Origin of the sequence: Micromonospora coxensis, from assembly GCF_900090295.1 — a bacterium.
Lineage (GTDB): Bacteria > Actinomycetota > Actinomycetes > Mycobacteriales > Micromonosporaceae > Micromonospora > Micromonospora coxensis.
This window is the reverse complement of record NZ_LT607753.1, coordinates 6,529,822-6,543,977: the sequence shown is the minus strand read 5'-3', so window position 1 is coordinate 6,543,977 and position 14,156 is coordinate 6,529,822. Positions and strand designations below refer to the sequence as shown.

9 protein-coding genes are annotated in these 14,156 nt (G+C 71.9%); 5 read left to right on the top strand and 4 right to left on the bottom strand.

Translation table 11 applies throughout. The features are described 5' to 3' along the window. Window positions 1-8: 8 nt before the first annotated feature. A complete protein-coding gene (locus tag GA0070614_RS28995) occupies window positions 9-2,018 on the bottom strand; it encodes a putative bifunctional diguanylate cyclase/phosphodiesterase (protein ID WP_172892527.1) in 2,010 nt (669 codons plus the stop codon). A gap of 435 nt (window positions 2,019-2,453) precedes the next feature. Next, window positions 2,454-4,535: a family 43 glycosylhydrolase gene (locus GA0070614_RS28990; RefSeq protein ID WP_088978925.1), complete on the bottom strand. Its 2,082-nt coding sequence runs from the start codon at window positions 4,533-4,535 to the stop codon at window positions 2,454-2,456. A 703-nt stretch (window positions 4,536-5,238) separates the two neighbouring features. Here GA0070614_RS28990 and GA0070614_RS28985 point away from each other — a divergent pair. Both GA0070614_RS28985 and GA0070614_RS28980 read left to right on the top strand, forming a co-directional pair. Continuing rightward, on the top strand, window positions 5,239-6,756 hold the full coding sequence (locus GA0070614_RS28985) for a glycoside hydrolase family 27 protein (RefSeq protein WP_231933789.1): 1,518 nt from the start codon (window positions 5,239-5,241) through the stop codon (window positions 6,754-6,756). 86 nt (window positions 6,757-6,842) lie between these two features. Further along, a complete protein-coding gene (locus GA0070614_RS28980; protein ID WP_231933428.1) occupies window positions 6,843-8,414 on the top strand; it encodes a family 43 glycosylhydrolase in 1,572 nt (523 codons plus the stop codon). A gap of 118 nt (window positions 8,415-8,532) precedes the next feature. On the opposite strand, the gene GA0070614_RS28975 is transcribed toward GA0070614_RS28980, so the two are convergent. Then, window positions 8,533-9,084, bottom strand: a complete 552-nt coding sequence (locus tag GA0070614_RS28975) for a hypothetical protein (protein WP_088978922.1) — start codon at window positions 9,082-9,084, stop codon at window positions 8,533-8,535. Window positions 9,085-9,241: 157 nt separating this feature from the next. Between GA0070614_RS28975 and GA0070614_RS28970 the strand changes: the two genes are divergently transcribed. Continuing rightward, entirely contained in the window at window positions 9,242-9,613 is a 372-nt protein-coding gene (locus tag GA0070614_RS28970; protein ID WP_088978921.1) for an ArsR/SmtB family transcription factor, read from the top strand. A 149-nt stretch (window positions 9,614-9,762) separates the two neighbouring features. Here GA0070614_RS28970 and GA0070614_RS28965 read toward each other — a convergent pair whose 3' ends face one another. Then, on the bottom strand, window positions 9,763-11,946 hold the full coding sequence (locus tag GA0070614_RS28965; protein WP_088978920.1) for an MMPL family transporter: 2,184 nt from the start codon (window positions 11,944-11,946) through the stop codon (window positions 9,763-9,765). Window positions 11,947-12,176: 230 nt separating this feature from the next. Between GA0070614_RS28965 and GA0070614_RS28960 the strand changes: the two genes are divergently transcribed. Both GA0070614_RS28960 and GA0070614_RS28955 read left to right on the top strand, forming a co-directional pair. Then, window positions 12,177-13,406 carry a sensor histidine kinase gene (locus tag GA0070614_RS28960; RefSeq protein ID WP_197701364.1) on the top strand — a complete coding sequence of 410 codons (1,230 nt, stop codon included), beginning with the start codon at window positions 12,177-12,179 and terminating at the stop codon, window positions 13,404-13,406. Continuing rightward, window positions 13,403-14,080 carry a response regulator gene (locus GA0070614_RS28955; RefSeq protein ID WP_088978919.1) on the top strand — a complete coding sequence of 226 codons (678 nt, stop codon included), beginning with the start codon at window positions 13,403-13,405 and terminating at the stop codon, window positions 14,078-14,080. The genes GA0070614_RS28960 and GA0070614_RS28955 overlap by 4 nt, the downstream gene beginning before the upstream one ends. Window positions 14,081-14,156: the final 76 nt, after the last annotated feature.

The following is a 14,156-nucleotide window of genomic DNA, read 5'->3' as shown; positions in this document are numbered from 1 at the left end:
ACGGCTGATCAGGCTTCAGGATGCCCTATGGACAGCCTCGGCCGTGCTGCGCGTCGCCACTCGTCAGGATCCCGGCACAGCAACTCGTCCAACGGGATCGGCCGTCCGAGGTGGTAGCCCTGCCCGGCGTCGACGCCCAGCATGCGCAGCGCCGGCACCAGCCCGGCGTGCTCGACCGACTCGGCGACGGTGCGCATGCCCAGGCCGTGCGCGGCGCGGACGATCGCGTCGATGAGCACGGGGTCGGCGCCGCCGTGGTCGGCCTGGCGCACGAAGTCACCCGCGATCTTGACGGTGCTGAAGGGCAGGTGCTTGAGGTAGGCGAACGAGCCGAAGCCGGCGCCGAAGTCGTCCAGGCTCAGCCGGCAGCCGGCGTCGCGCAGGGTGCCGGCGAGGTGCCGTACCGCGGCGACGTTGGTGATCGCCGCGGTTTCGGTGATCTCCAGGCCCAGCCGGCTCGCCTCGATGCCGGCGGCGTGCAGCGTCCGCACCACCCAGTCGCCGAAGCCGGGCAACTCCAGGGAGCGGGCGGAGATGTTGATGTCGAAGCGCATCCGCGCCGCCATCGCCGCCGGGTGGGCCAGCGCCGCCGTGGCGGTCGCCACCACCCAGCGGTCGAGGTCGCCGATGAGGTCGTCACGCTCGACCGTCGGCAGGAACTCGGCCGGCGACAGGGTCGGTTCCTCGCCGTCGCGCAGCCGGATGAGCAGTTCGTGACTGACCACGTCCCCGGTGGAGAGGTCGATGATCGGTTGGGCGTCGAGGCGCATCCGGTTCTCGTCGAGGGCCTTGCGGACCCGGGTCACGACGTTGACGCGCTGCACGGCGTGCCGGTACTGCTCCGGCAGGTACAGCCGGGCACGGTTGCGGCCGGCGTTCTTCGCCTCGTACAGGGCGAGGTCGGCGTGGGCGAGCATGGTGTCGCGGGTGTCGCCGGGCTCCAGCGACGCGGCCCCGATGCTCAGGGTCACCCGCAGTCCGGTGCCGGCCAACGGCACCGGGGTACGGACGGTGGCGTTGCACAGCGTGTCGGCGATGGCGAGGGCGTCCTCGGCGTACGCCCCGGGCAGGACGACGGCGAACTCGTCGCCGCCCAGCCGGCCGAGCACCGTGCCGGCGGGCAGCTCGCGCAGGAGCAGCCGGGCCAGCAGGCGTAGCACGTCGTCGCCCACCGCGTGCCCGTGCACGTCGTTGATGTCCTTGAAGTTGTCTATGTCGATCAGCAGCAGCGCTCCGGGCCGTTCCCGTGGCTCGGCGAGCAGGTCGTCGAGGCGGGCCAGCAGGGCGCGCCGGTTCGGCAGGTCGGTCAGCGGGTCACGCTCGGCCAGCCGGGTCAGCTCGTCCTGCACGCGCTGCGTCGCGGTGATGTCGTGGGCGGTGCCCAGCACCCGCACCGGCGCCCCGGCGGGGTCGGTGAAGACCTCGCCGTAGCACTCGAAGACCCGCAACGTCACGCGGTCGGCCAGGTACATCCGATGGGTGTAGGAGAACGGTCCGCCGGTGCGCAGCGCCGTCTCGAGCGTCTGCTCGATCATGGCGACGTCGTCCGGGTACAGCATCTGCCGGTAGGCGTCGTAGTCGAGACTCGTGCCGGGTGGCAGGCCGAACATCTGCAGCAGCACGTCGCTCCAGACGACCACGCCGGTCAGCACGTCCCACTCCCAGGTGCCCACCTTGGCCAGCTGTTCGATGTGGGCCAGCCGCCACCGGTAGTTGCGCCCCCGGTCGCGTTCCTGGCGCTCGGCGCTGACGTCGCGCAGCTCGTACAGTCGCAGCGGCTGTCCCTCGTGTTCCACGCCCTGGCAGCGCACCTGCAACCACCGGGTCGCCCCGTCGGAGCCCTGCACGGGTAGCTCCACAGCGGACTCGCCGGGCTCGACCTGCCCCAGGGGCAGGTCCTCCAGCCGGGCGCGCAGCCGGCGACCGGCCAGGTTGCACCAGAGACACCGGCCGTCGGGGGCGATGATCGCCAGGGCGGTGGAGGTGGTGTCCGCCGCGAGTGCCGGCAAGGTGCTCACCTGTGGGCCACCCACTTCCTTCGCCGAACGGGCGTAGACCGACGACCACCAACGGACGGTCATCCTGGCGCGACGGGCAGTCTACCCACCGCAGCCGCCGACGCGAGCCATGCATCGCTACGAGTAGGGGTTGCGACGTCCGGATGGATGTGCCATGCCTCGGCGGGCCGCCGCGCCCGCGGTGGACGTCGGACCGGGTGCGCTGATCGCAGCCGGTGGCCGGCGTCTGGCGGGCGCAGCGACGGGCCGAGGCCGGCGGACTCCGATGACGGTGGCATGAGCAGGACCGCCGAGAGGCCCGTTGCCTGCTGTCGCGAGCGCGGACAGGCCTGTCGGCACCGGTACGGCCCTGCGCCGTGGAGCGGAGCGCTCCTCCCCCGGCGCGTCCCGGGCGGATCCCGGCGCCGCCGTACGCCCCCGGGGCCGTGACCGGGGTCAGGGTGTGGTCAGGGTGAACGCGCGCACCGTCACCGCTCCGCCCAGTGCCTGTGTCGCGTAGGTGAAGATGCCGAACCGGTAGCCCATGAAGAACTGCCAGGCGTTGTTGAGGGTCAGCGCGTTGCCCAGCGGGGTGAAGGTGACCCCGTCGGTGCTGTACGAGAACCGCGCCTGGCGGCCCGCGCCGGGCCGGATGTCGGCGTTGGCCCGCAACCAGATCCGCCCGCCGGACACCGGGGCGCCGGTGATCTCGGTGCCGGTGCCGGTGGTGTTCCAGTCGGCGCCCATGGTCAGGCCGTTGGTCATGACCACGCGGGTGGCGCCGTTGTCGCGTCTGACGCCGATCCAGGCCGACGTGTCGCGCAGCATCGCCAGCCCGGCCCGGTCGCCGTCGCGCATGGTGGAGTAGTCCAGCTCGATGGTGCCGGTCGAGGTGGGCCCCTGGATCCGGTGGGTCAGCGTGTTGCGGGCGCGGTAGAGGTCGTTGGTCACCGAGGCGGTCTGCAGGCGCAGGCCGTTGTTCACCGACCACCGGGCGTTGTCCGGGTTGTGGTTCCACTCGTACTGGACCCCGAGGGTGGTGCCGGGGAAGGTGTCGGTGCCGGTGAGCGGCTTGACCGGGCGCAGGGGCAGCGGGTCGGGGTAGCTGGCGCCCCAGGAGCCGTTGACCGTCTGCACCTGCGGCCAGCCGTCACTGGTCCAGGTGATCGGCGCCAGCGTCGGCATCCGGCCGCCCGGGTACGCGTCGGTGAAGGCCATGTAGTACCAGGCGCCGTTCGGGGTCTGCACCAGGCCGCCCTGGTGCGGCACCCCGCCGCCGGCGATCGGGCCCGGCATGTTCAACAACACCTGCCGCTGCTCGTAGGGGCCGAACGGACCGTTGGTGCTCTTGAGCACGTACTGGCCGTTGGCCGGTCGGGTGAGCCAGATGTAGTAGGCGCCGTTGCGCTTGTAGAACCGGGCCCCCTCCAGCGTGCCGATGCTCGACGGCGTCTGGTACACCTGCTGGGCCCGCACCTGGGTACGCCCGTCGGCGGAGAGCTGGGCCACGCTGATCGTGCCGTTGCCGTACGCGACGTACATGGTGTCGTTGTCGTCGATCAGCATCCCGGCGTCGTAGTAGCAGTTCGGGATGGTGGTGTGCCGGCTCCAGGCGCCGTCGACGGCCGAGGCGGTGTAGATGTGCGTCCGGGCGAAGTCGATGCAGCCGGCCCAGTAGAAGGTCCGGTTGCTGGGCCGGTAGTTCAACGTCGAGGCCCAGATGCCGTCCACGTACGCCTGGCTGCCGGTGGCCATGTCGTACTTCGATCCGAAGTCCAGCCGGGGCACCGAGTGTCCGGCGAACTCCCAGTTCACCAGGTCCCAGGACCGCAGCACGGGCGCGCCGGGCGAGTAGTGCATGGTGGAGGCGGACATGTAGTAGACGTCGCCGACCCGGATGATGTCGACGTCGGCGAAGTCCTGCCAGACGACCGGGTTGGTGAAGGTGCCGCCCGGGGTGCCGGTGTCGCCGACGCGGACCAGTTGCCACTGCTGGTGGGCGCCGTTGAAGTCGTCGTACTGCACGATGTTGCCGCCGTCGGCGGTCGAGGCGTTCTGCGCCTCCACCACCTTGTTCGAGTTCCGGTTGATCAGCCGCACGTGCCCGCCGGCCGAATCCGCCAGCCGGAACTGCTGGTTCGTCCCGTTGTGGTCGGCCCACTGCACGATGCTCGCGCCGTTGGCGGTGGAGAAGTTGTAGACGTCCAGCACCTTGCCCGAGTGCCGCGACCTCAACCGGTAGAACCCGCCGCCGGAGTCGACGAACTGCCACTGCTGCTGGTACCCGTCGTTGCGCGACCACTGGGTGATCCGCGCCCCGTCGTTCGTGGCGAGGTTGTACACGTCGAGGGCCTTGCCGCTGTTGCGGTTCACCAACACGTACCAGGCGTTCGTATCCACCGTCGCCGCCGACGCCGGCGACGGCGCGATGCCCACCAGGGCACCAGCCGTCACCATCGCCGCGGCGGCGGCAGCGACCCGCCACCGCCATCCGCGTCGACGCGGCACGGCCCGCGGGAGCCCACCGATGGCAACCATGACTCTCCTTCGCTGACAGGGACGGGATCCACGGGGCGCCATCCGGGCGCCCGGACCGGCCGGGGTGGCGGCCCGTGAGGTGTGATCGCTGACGGGGTGGCGCCCCTGCCCAGGAGGCGCATGGCGGGACGGCGGCGCCGGATCAGCCTCCGGCCCGGCTCGCCGTCGACGCCGACCAACCCGTCCATCGACTGTGAGCGATAACATGCCGTTAGTCAAGGCGTATCACGTCGGCGGCCGAGGCGCGCGTACGGTCACGACCGGCGCGGACGAATGCCGCTCCGGAAGGCTCACCACCTCAGGACACCCCGCCCGCCATCGATTTACATTGATGGATGTCAGCGCTAACATGCTTGCCATCGCCAGGCGCGACCGGTCAGGGCAGCCGGTCGCCAGGGTCCGCCGGACGACGACCGGCACGACTCGACGTCGTCGTCCCCGCCGACGCCCGGCCACCACTGTCACCGCCGGCGAGCCGCGCCGGGCACGCAGCCGTCGCGTCCGCCGGCCCACGCCGGCCACTTCCGGAGCCGGCCACCAACACCGACGAATCGACGAGGAGGAGCACGTGGGTAGACCGAGCAGATGGCTCACCGCCGTCCTGGGGGTGCTGGCGGTGACACTCGCCTCGACCACCGCCGGGACCATCGTGTCCCCCGGCATCGCGCAGGCGCTGGACAACGGCGTCGCCCGCACCCCGCCGATGGGCTGGAACACCTGGAACACCTTCGGCTGCAACATCAACGAGACGCTCATCCGGCAGACCGCCGACGCGATCGTCGGCAACGGCCTGCGCGACCTCGGCTACCGGTACGTGGTCGTCGACGACTGCTGGTTCGACCCGAACCGGGACGCGCAGGGCAACCTCCGCGCCCACCCGCAGCGCTTCCCGAGCGGGATGAAGGCCCTCGGCGACTACCTGCACTCCCGGGGCCTGCTGTTCGGCATCTACCAGGCGCCGCTCGACCAGACCTGCGCCCAGTACTTCGACGCCTTCCCCGGCTCCACCGGCAGCCTCGGTCACGAGTACCAGGACGCCCGGCAGTTCGCCGCCTGGGGCGTGGACTACCTGAAGTACGACTGGTGCTCCCCCACCGGATCCATCGACGACCAGGTGGCCCGGTTCGGCATCATGCGCGACGCGCTCGCGGCCACCGGCCGGCCCATCGTCTACAGCATCAACCCGAACAGCATCCACGCCAAGACCGGGCCGCAGCGCAACTGGAACGACGTGGCGAACCTCTGGCGGACCACCGAGGACATCACCAACGCGTGGAACACCGGCCAGACCAACGGCTACCCGATGGGCATCCAGAACATCGTCGACGTCAACGTGCCACTTGCCGGCTACGCCGCACCCGGCGGGTTCAACGACCCGGACATGCTGGAGGTCGGCAACGGCGGCATGACCGACACCGAGATGCGCAGCCACTTCGCGCTCTGGGCGATGATGGCGGCGCCCCTGATGATGGGCAACGACCTGCGCTCGGCCGACGCGGCGACGTTGCGCATCCTGAAGAACCGGAACCTCGTCGCGATCGACCAGGACAGCCTCGGCCGGCAGGCGGTCCAGGTGTCCCACGACGGCACCCGGCGGGTCCTGGCCAAGCGGCTGGCCGACGGTGACGTCGCGGTCGCCCTGTTCAACCAGGGCAGCGCCACCACGACGATCTCCACGACGGCGGCGGCGATCGGCAAGACCGGCACCTCGTTCACCCTGCGCGACGCGTGGACCGACGCCACCTCCACCACCACCGGGGCCATCTCCGCGAGCGTCCCGGCGCACGGCACCGTGGTGTACCGGGTCAGCGGCGGCGGCACCACCGACCCACCGGCCCCCACCACGTTCCGACTGCGCAGCGAGTCGGCCGGGCGGTGCCTGGACGTCGACAACGCCCGCACCGCCAACGGCACCGGGACGCTGATCTGGGACTGCCACGGCAACGCCAACCAGCAGATCAGCCGGGACGGCCAGACCCTCCGGATCCTCGGCAAGTGCCTGGACGTGCCGACCGACGCGGCCAACGGCACCCGGGTGCAGATCTGGGACTGCCACGGCGGCGCCAACCAGCAGTGGACGTTCAACGGCAACGGCACGGTGAGCAACGGCCGCTTCCCCGCACTGTGCCTGGACGTCACCAACGGCGGCACCGCGAACGGCACGACGGTGATCCTCTGGTCCTGCCACGGCGGCGCCAACCAGCGGTGGACCCGGGTATGACCGGCGGCCCACGCAGCACCCGCCCGCGACCACCGTCCGCTGATCACCGGACCCGGACATCGCTCACGACACCGTGGAGGTACGCCTTGACGCCGACAGTCGCACGCCGGGCCGGAACGACACTCCGGTCGGTCGTCGCCGCGCTCGCCGCGCTGATCTGCGCCGTCGCCCTGCTCCCGGGCCCCGCGCGGGCCGACAATCCGATCGTCCAACACCTCTACACCGCCGACCCGGCGCCGATGGTGCACAACGGCCGGGTGTACCTCTACACCGGGCGCGACGAGGACGGCTCCACGTACTTCACCATGCGCGAGTGGCGGGTGTTCTCCTCCGCCGACATGGTGAACTGGACCGACCACGGCTCGCCGATGAACCTGGGCACCTTCTCCTGGGCGGACGCCCACGCCTGGGCCGGGCACGTGATCCCCCGCAACGGCAAGTTCTACTGGTACGTGCCGGTGCGGCAACGCTCGAACGGGCAGATGGTCATCGGGGTCGGCGTCGCCGACAGCCCGACCGGCCCCTTCCGCGACGCCATCGGCAGGCCCCTGGTCGGCAACGGCGAGATCGACCCGCACGCCTTCATCGACGACGACGGCCAGGCGTACCTGTACTGGGGCAACCCGAACCTGTGGTACGTGCGCCTGAACCAGGACATGATCTCGTTCTCCGGCGGCCCGACCCGGATCCCGCTCACCACCGCCGGCTTCGGCGCCCGCACCGGCAACCCCAGCCGCCCGACCCTCTACGAGGAAGGGCCGTGGGTCTTCAAGCGCAACGGGCTCTACTACACCGTCTTCGCCGCGGAGTGCTGCGCGGAGTTCCTCGCCTACTCGACCGCGCCCGGCCCGACGGGGCCGTGGACCTACCGGGGGACGATCATGCCCCGACAGGGCAGCAGCTTCACCAACCACGCCGGCGTGATCGACTTCAACGGCGGATCGTACTTCTTCTACCACAACGGGGCCCTGCCCGGCGGTGGCGGTTACACCCGCTCCGTCGCGGTGGAGCGCTTCACCTACCGGGCCAACGGCATGTTCCCGACGATCACCATGACCACCGCGGGCGCCCCGCAGGTGGGCACGCTCGACCCGTACGTACGCCAGGAGGCCGAGACGATCGCTTGGGGGTCCGGCATCGAGACCGAACCGGCCGGCGAGGGCGGCATGAACGTCGGCTGGATCGACAACGGCGACTACATCAAGGTCAAGGGCGTCGCGTTCGGCGCCGGCGCGACCTCCTTCTCCGCGCGGGTCGCCTCCGCCACCGCCGGCGGCCGGATCGAGGTGCGGCTGGACAGCCCCGGCGGCCCGACCGTCGGCACCTGCGCCGTCACCGGCACCGGCGGCTGGCAGAACTGGACGACCACCACCTGCGCGGTCGGCGGCGCCACCGGCACCCGGGACCTGTACCTGCGGTTCGCCGGCGGCAGCGGAAGCCTGTTCAACATCAACTGGTGGCAGTTCGGCGGTGGCGGCGCCGCGACGGCGTACCGGATCACCAACGGCAACAGCGGGCAGGTCGTCGACGTCCAGCAACCCCACCTCGACGACCTCGCCGTGATCGGCCAGTGGACCGGCAACGGCGCCGCCTGGCAACAGTGGCGCTTCCTCGACGCCGGCAACGGCGCCGTACGCCTGCAGAGGTCGCGCGGCTGAGCGTGGGCGGTGACACCCCGACGTGATCCCGGCCGGGGCGGTCGGCCGGGGTCACGTCGGTGTCGTCCCGTCGCGCCGCCCCGCCTCTCGACGCCCGGCCGGGAGCCCGCCGGCCGGTTCAGAACCACTGCTGTACGACCACACCGGCGCCGCCGCCGTTGTCGCCCAGGTTGTCGTCGTTGACGGTGAAGACCAGCTGCGGCGCCGGGTCACCGTTGCCGGAGAACAGCATGCAGCCGCTGTCGGTGCCGACCGGGAACCACGAGCTGGGCCCGTAGCTCCGGCTGGTCTTCTTCACCCACATCGAACCGCCGGTGACCCGGGCGATGAGCGCGTACCGGGGCGCACCGGGCGCCGGCCACCCGCCGGCGGTGGGCGCGGCCGGCAGCTCGCCGGCGATGCTCTTGGTGGTGCCCCACGCGTCGATCCGGACGCTGCCCTGCGCCTTCACCCGGAAGGCGTCGCCGTGGACGATGCCGATGGGCGACGCCCACGGCGTCTGCCGGTGCCCCGGCGCGAACCAGGCGGCGGGGTCCTGGTGCTGCGCGGGGGTCGAGTCGTAGCAGCTGTCCAGGGCGGTGTCGGCCGCCGCCGGACCGGCTGGCAGCACCGTCACCGTGAGCGCCACGGTGAGGGCGGTGACGGCGGAGACGATGGTTCTGACCCGCATGGCGGCTCCTGCTGCCGGGCCCGCCGATGGCAGTGGCGGGCGGTGCCGCCCAGTGTGTGCCACGGCGGCAAGTCACCGGTCGGTGCGGCTTCTCATCTGTGAACTGACGGCGACACGGTGCCGGAACCGCCGGTCAATCGATGCGGTGGGTGCAACGATGGGTGCCGTGGGAACTGCCAGAACTGCTTCGCCTACCATCTCGCCGCTGACCGGTGAGCCGATCAAGCGTGCCGACGCCGAGCGGCTCGCCGGTGTGCTGAAGGCCCTCGCCGACCCGGCCCGGCTGCGACTGCTCAGTCTGATCCAGTCCGCTCCGGAGGGCGAGGCGTCGGTGAGTGACCTGACCGCGCCGCTCGGGCTCTCCCAGCCGACCGTGAGTCATCACCTCCGGATCCTCACCGAGGCCGGTCTGCTCGAGCGCGACAAGCGCGGCGTGTGGGCGTACTACCGCATCGTGCCGGCCGCGATCGCGGCGATCGCCGACCTGTTGACACCGCCGCGCAAGCGGGCGACGAAGAAGGCACGCTGAGCGACGCCGCCGGAGCGGCACTCACGGCGGCGGTGCCGGGGCCGGGGGCGGTGTGGCGGCGGGCGCTCCACCGCCGCGTCACCGTGGACGACCGGGCGACGCGGTCGCCGGGCCACCTCACCGGCGACCCGGCGGACTCACCCGGACCACTACCCGGGAACGTGCATCGAAGCGGCAGCCACGGGTGAGTCAGGTGACGAGGGCCCGGGTGGCGGTGGGAGGTCGACGCGGTCCGCGCTCACGTGCGGCAGTCGCCGGTCGAGCCAGCGGGGAAGCCACCAGTTCGCGTTGCCCAGCAGCGCCATGGTCGCCGGGACCAGCACCATCCGGACGATCGTCGCGTCGAGCACGATCGCCGCGGCCAGTCCGAGGCCCATCATCTTGGTCAGCGGGGAGGGACTGGCGACGAAGCTGAGGAACACCACCGTCATGATCAGCGCAGCGGAGGTGATCACCCGCCCGGTGCCCGCCATGCCGCGCGCCACCGACCGGGTGTTGTCGCCGGTGGCGTCGTACTCCTCGCGGATGCGCGAGAGCAGGAACACCTCGTAGTCGATGGACAGGCCGAAGAGCACCGCGAAGAAGATCGTGGGCATCGGGGAGACGATCAGATAGGTCCCGTCGAGCCGGAAGAGGTCGCTGAACCAGCCCCACTGGAAGACGGCGACCACGACACCGTACGCGCCACCGATCGACAGCAGGTTCACCGTGACGGCCTTCAGCGGCACCGCGATGGAGCGGAACACCACCATCAGCAGCAGGAACGACGCGGCCAGGATCACGGTGACGAAGATCGGCAGGGTGTCGGCGAGCTGACGGGTGAGGTCGTCGGTCACGGCGGTCAGGCCCGACACCGCGACATTGCCGGGGACGAGGTCACGCACCCGGGCGAGGGTGTCGGCCGTGGCGGCGTCGGATGGCGCGGTGGTGGGCAGCACGGGCAGCACGGCCGTGTCCCCGGCCGGGGAGATCCGCGGCTCGCCGACCGTGGCGATGCCCGGGTCGGCGGCGACGCGCCGGGAGAGTTCCGGGATGGTCTCGAGGTCGACGCCCGGGGCGCGCAGGTCGGCGACGAGCAGCAGCGGGGCGTTGACACCGGGGCCGAAGCCCGCTGCCAGCAGGTCGTAGGCGCGGCGGTGGGTGGTGCCGGTCGAGTCGTCGCCGGCGTCCGGGAAACCCGTCTGCATCTGCAGCGCCGGGGCGGCGAGCACGAGCAGCGCGGTGGCGGCCACGGCCAGATAGGGCCATGGCCGGCGGGAGACGCGATGGGCGAAGCGCCACCACACCGTGTCCTGGACCGGCCTGGTCGCCCGGCGGCGCCGTCCGAGCCGTCCCGCGTCGATACGTTCGCCGAGCAGGGACAGCAACGCCGGCAGCAGGGTGAGGGCGGTCGCCACGGCGAACAGCACCACCAGCGACGTGCCGAGGCCGATCGAGGCGAGGAAACCCACCCCGGTCAGGGTGAGGGCGGCCATGGCGACGACGACGGTGCCGCCGGCGAACAGGACGGCGGTGCCCGACGAGCCCATGGCGTCGGAGAGCGCGAGGCGGTTCTCCTGGCCGGCGGCCCGGTTCTCGCGGTAGCGGGCCACGATGAACAGGGCGTAGTCGATACCCACACCGAGCCCGATCATCGCGGCGATCGTCGGCGCCGCGGTGGAGACGTCCATGACACCGGTCAGCAGCACGATGGCGCCCATGCCGGTGGCGACCGCCACCAGGGCCAGCAGGACCGGGACGAGTGCGGCCACGACCGTACCGAACGCCACGACCAGGACGACCAGCGCGGCCAGCAGGCCGGCCAGCTCCGCGCCGGACGTCTGGGTCTCGGCGTTGATGAACGCGGCGTCGCCACCCAGCTCCGCCACGACGCCGGCGTCCCGGGCCGGGCCCATCGCGTCGACGATCGCGGCGAGTGTCTGCGGGTCGACCTCCGCCGCCGACCTGTCGAAGGTGATCACGGCGTAGCCGATGCGTCCGTCCGGGGACACCGCGCCGGTGGTGAAGGGATCGGCCACCGCGGTGACGTGCGCACGGTCGGCGATCCGGGCGACCGCGGCGTCGACGGCGGGTCGGTGCTGTTCGAGGCGCTGTCCCGCCGGTACGGCGAACACCGCCATGGCGCTGCCGCGCGACGCGTCGGGAAAGCGTTCCTCGAGCAGTTCCACGGCCTTCTCGCTCTGACTGCCGGGAGCGACGAGGTCGTCGACGAACGGACCGCCGAGCGTACCGGCCAAGGCCAGGACGATTGCGGTGAGCAGCCCCCAGACGGCGATCGTGAGCCTCGGTCTACGGGCGCTCGCGTCACCGACGCGGCGGACGAGCTGATTCATGGCAGCGCTCCTGTGCGACAGGCGGCGCCCGCTCATCGGGTACCGCGCCGTGGTTGTCGACTGTGCGCGTCGGCACCCGGTGCTGTCGCCCGCCCGCAGAGGGTGCGGTGATCCCCCGTGGGGCGGGTTCCTGGCGGGCGGATCCGCCACCGGCCTCCGCCTCGCGGCGGAGGCCGGGATGCGTCCGACGGCGGGTGACCACGACGTCGGCCCTCCCGTACGGTGAGCCGGTGTCCGCTGACGCAGTGCCGGCGAGCCGTGCGAAACTGCCCTTCCGTACGGCGCCCGGAAGCACCTCCAAGGGGTTCCGGGGCCCGTTCGCGCGCTGGCCGCGCGTCGCCGACGGCGTCCTCGCGGTGCTGGTCTGCCTCGCGACGGTGTTCCTGGTGGACGGCCCCGGCGACACGATCGCCGTCCGAGGTGTCGGCGACGTCCCGGTTCCCGCTCTCCTGATCTTCGCCCTGGCCGGCGCGGCGTTGTACTGGCGCCGGCGGGCGCCCACGCTGGTGCTGGGCGTGGCGGTGCTCGCCTGGACGACGACGCTCGGAACCGGCTATGCGGACCTGGGCGGGGTGGCGATCGTCGCCCTGTACGGCGTCGGGCGGTACCGCGCCCCCGACCGGTGGAACCACCTGGGCCTTGCCGCGGCCGTCGCCCTGGTCGTCGTCGACGGCCTCACCCGCCCCACCCCGGTGGGCGAGGTCGTCACCGGCGGCGTCGTGATGGTGGGGGCCTGGTATGTCGGGCGTCGCCTGCGGCTGCGCCAGGAACGCGCCGCTCAACTGCTGCGGGACCAGCAGGCCGAGTCCCGCCGGATCGTCACCGAGGAGCGGTCGCGCATCGCGCGGGAGCTGCACGACGTGGTCGCCCACCGGGTGAGTCTGATGACCGTGCAGGCCAGCGCGGCCAGGGCGGTCGCGGCCGAGGACCCGCAGGCTGCCCACGAAGCGATGGGAGCGGTGGAGGAAGCGGGACGTCAGGCGCTCGACGAGCTGCGTCATCTGCTCGGCGTGCTGCGCCCGGAGAGCGACAGCGACGGCCTGGGCCCTCAGCCCGGACTCACGGGTCTCCCCCGCCTCGTCGAGCAGATCCGCCGTGCGGGTGTCGACGTCACGCTGGTGACGGACGCGCTGCCGGAGAGGCTCGCGGCCCGCACCGAGCTGTCCGCGTACCGCATCGTCCAGGAGGCGCTGACCAACGTGCTCAAGCACGTCGGTCCCGGCGCCCGCGCCGAGGTCCGGCTGCGCGCCGAGCCGGCCGCGCTCGTCATCGAGGTACGCGACGACGGTCGCGGCAGCACGCTCGGGTCCGAGCCGGAGGGCGCCTCGGCCACCGGCCACGGCATCGTCGGGATGCGTGAACGGGCACTGCTGCTGGGCGGCAGCCTCGAGGTGGGGCCGCGGGCGGAAGGCGGGTTCCGGGTACGGGCCCGGCTGCCGATCACCGGTGAGCCGACGTGAGCATCCGGGTGCTCGTCGTCGACGATCAGGCGCTGGTGCGCGGGGGCTTCGCGATGGTCCTGCGGGTCCACCGCGACATCACCGTCGTGGCCGAGGCCGGGACCGGAGTCGAGGCGATCGAGGCGGCCCGCCGGCATCGTCCGGACGTGATCCTGATGGACATCCGGATGCCGGAGATGGACGGCCTGGAGGCGACCTCCAGGATCCTGGCCGAGGCCGACTGGGACGTACGGGTGCTGATCTTGACCACGTTCGACCCGGACGAGTACGTCTACCAGGCGTTACGCGCCGGTGCGAGCGCCTTCGTGCTCAAGGACATCCCCGCCGACCAACTCGCCACCGCCGTGCGCACCGTGGCCGACGGCGGGGCGTTGCTGGCGCCGTCGATCACCCGGCGGCTCATCGGCCGGTTCACCGAGCACCACACCGTCGCCCCGGCCGTCTCGCGTCGGCTGGAGCGACTCACCGACCGGGAGCGCGATGTGATGGTCGCCGTCGCCCGGGGAGCCAGCAACACCGAGATCGCCCGACAGCTCTTCATCGGACCCGCGACCGTCAAGTCGCACGTGTCGAGCATCCTCACCAAGCTCGGCCTGCGCGACCGCACCCAGGTCGTCGTCTTCGCGTACGAGAGCGGCCTGGTCAAGGCCGGCGACCACGACATCGGCCGATGAGCCGGACGGGGTCGCCGGGAGCACGCGCGGTCGGCGCCTGGCTCACCGGACTCGGTGCGCCATGATTCGTTCCGTG

Bases quoted from the DNA above. Each gene is read 5' to 3' on its own strand.
- GA0070614_RS28990 (WP_088978925.1), bottom strand. From the start codon at position 4,535: ATGGTTGCCATCGGTGGGCTCCCGCGGGCCGTGCCGCGTCGACGCGGA.
- GA0070614_RS28985 (WP_231933789.1), top strand. From the start codon at position 5,239: ATGGGCTGGAACACCTGGAACACCTTCGGCTGCAACATCAACGAGACG.
- GA0070614_RS28975 (WP_088978922.1), bottom strand. From the start codon at position 9,084: ATGCGGGTCAGAACCATCGTCTCCGCCGTCACCGCCCTCACCGTGGCG.
- GA0070614_RS28970 (WP_088978921.1), top strand. From the start codon at position 9,242: ATGGGTGCCGTGGGAACTGCCAGAACTGCTTCGCCTACCATCTCGCCG.
- GA0070614_RS28965 (WP_088978920.1), bottom strand. From the start codon at position 11,946: ATGAATCAGCTCGTCCGCCGCGTCGGTGACGCGAGCGCCCGTAGACCG.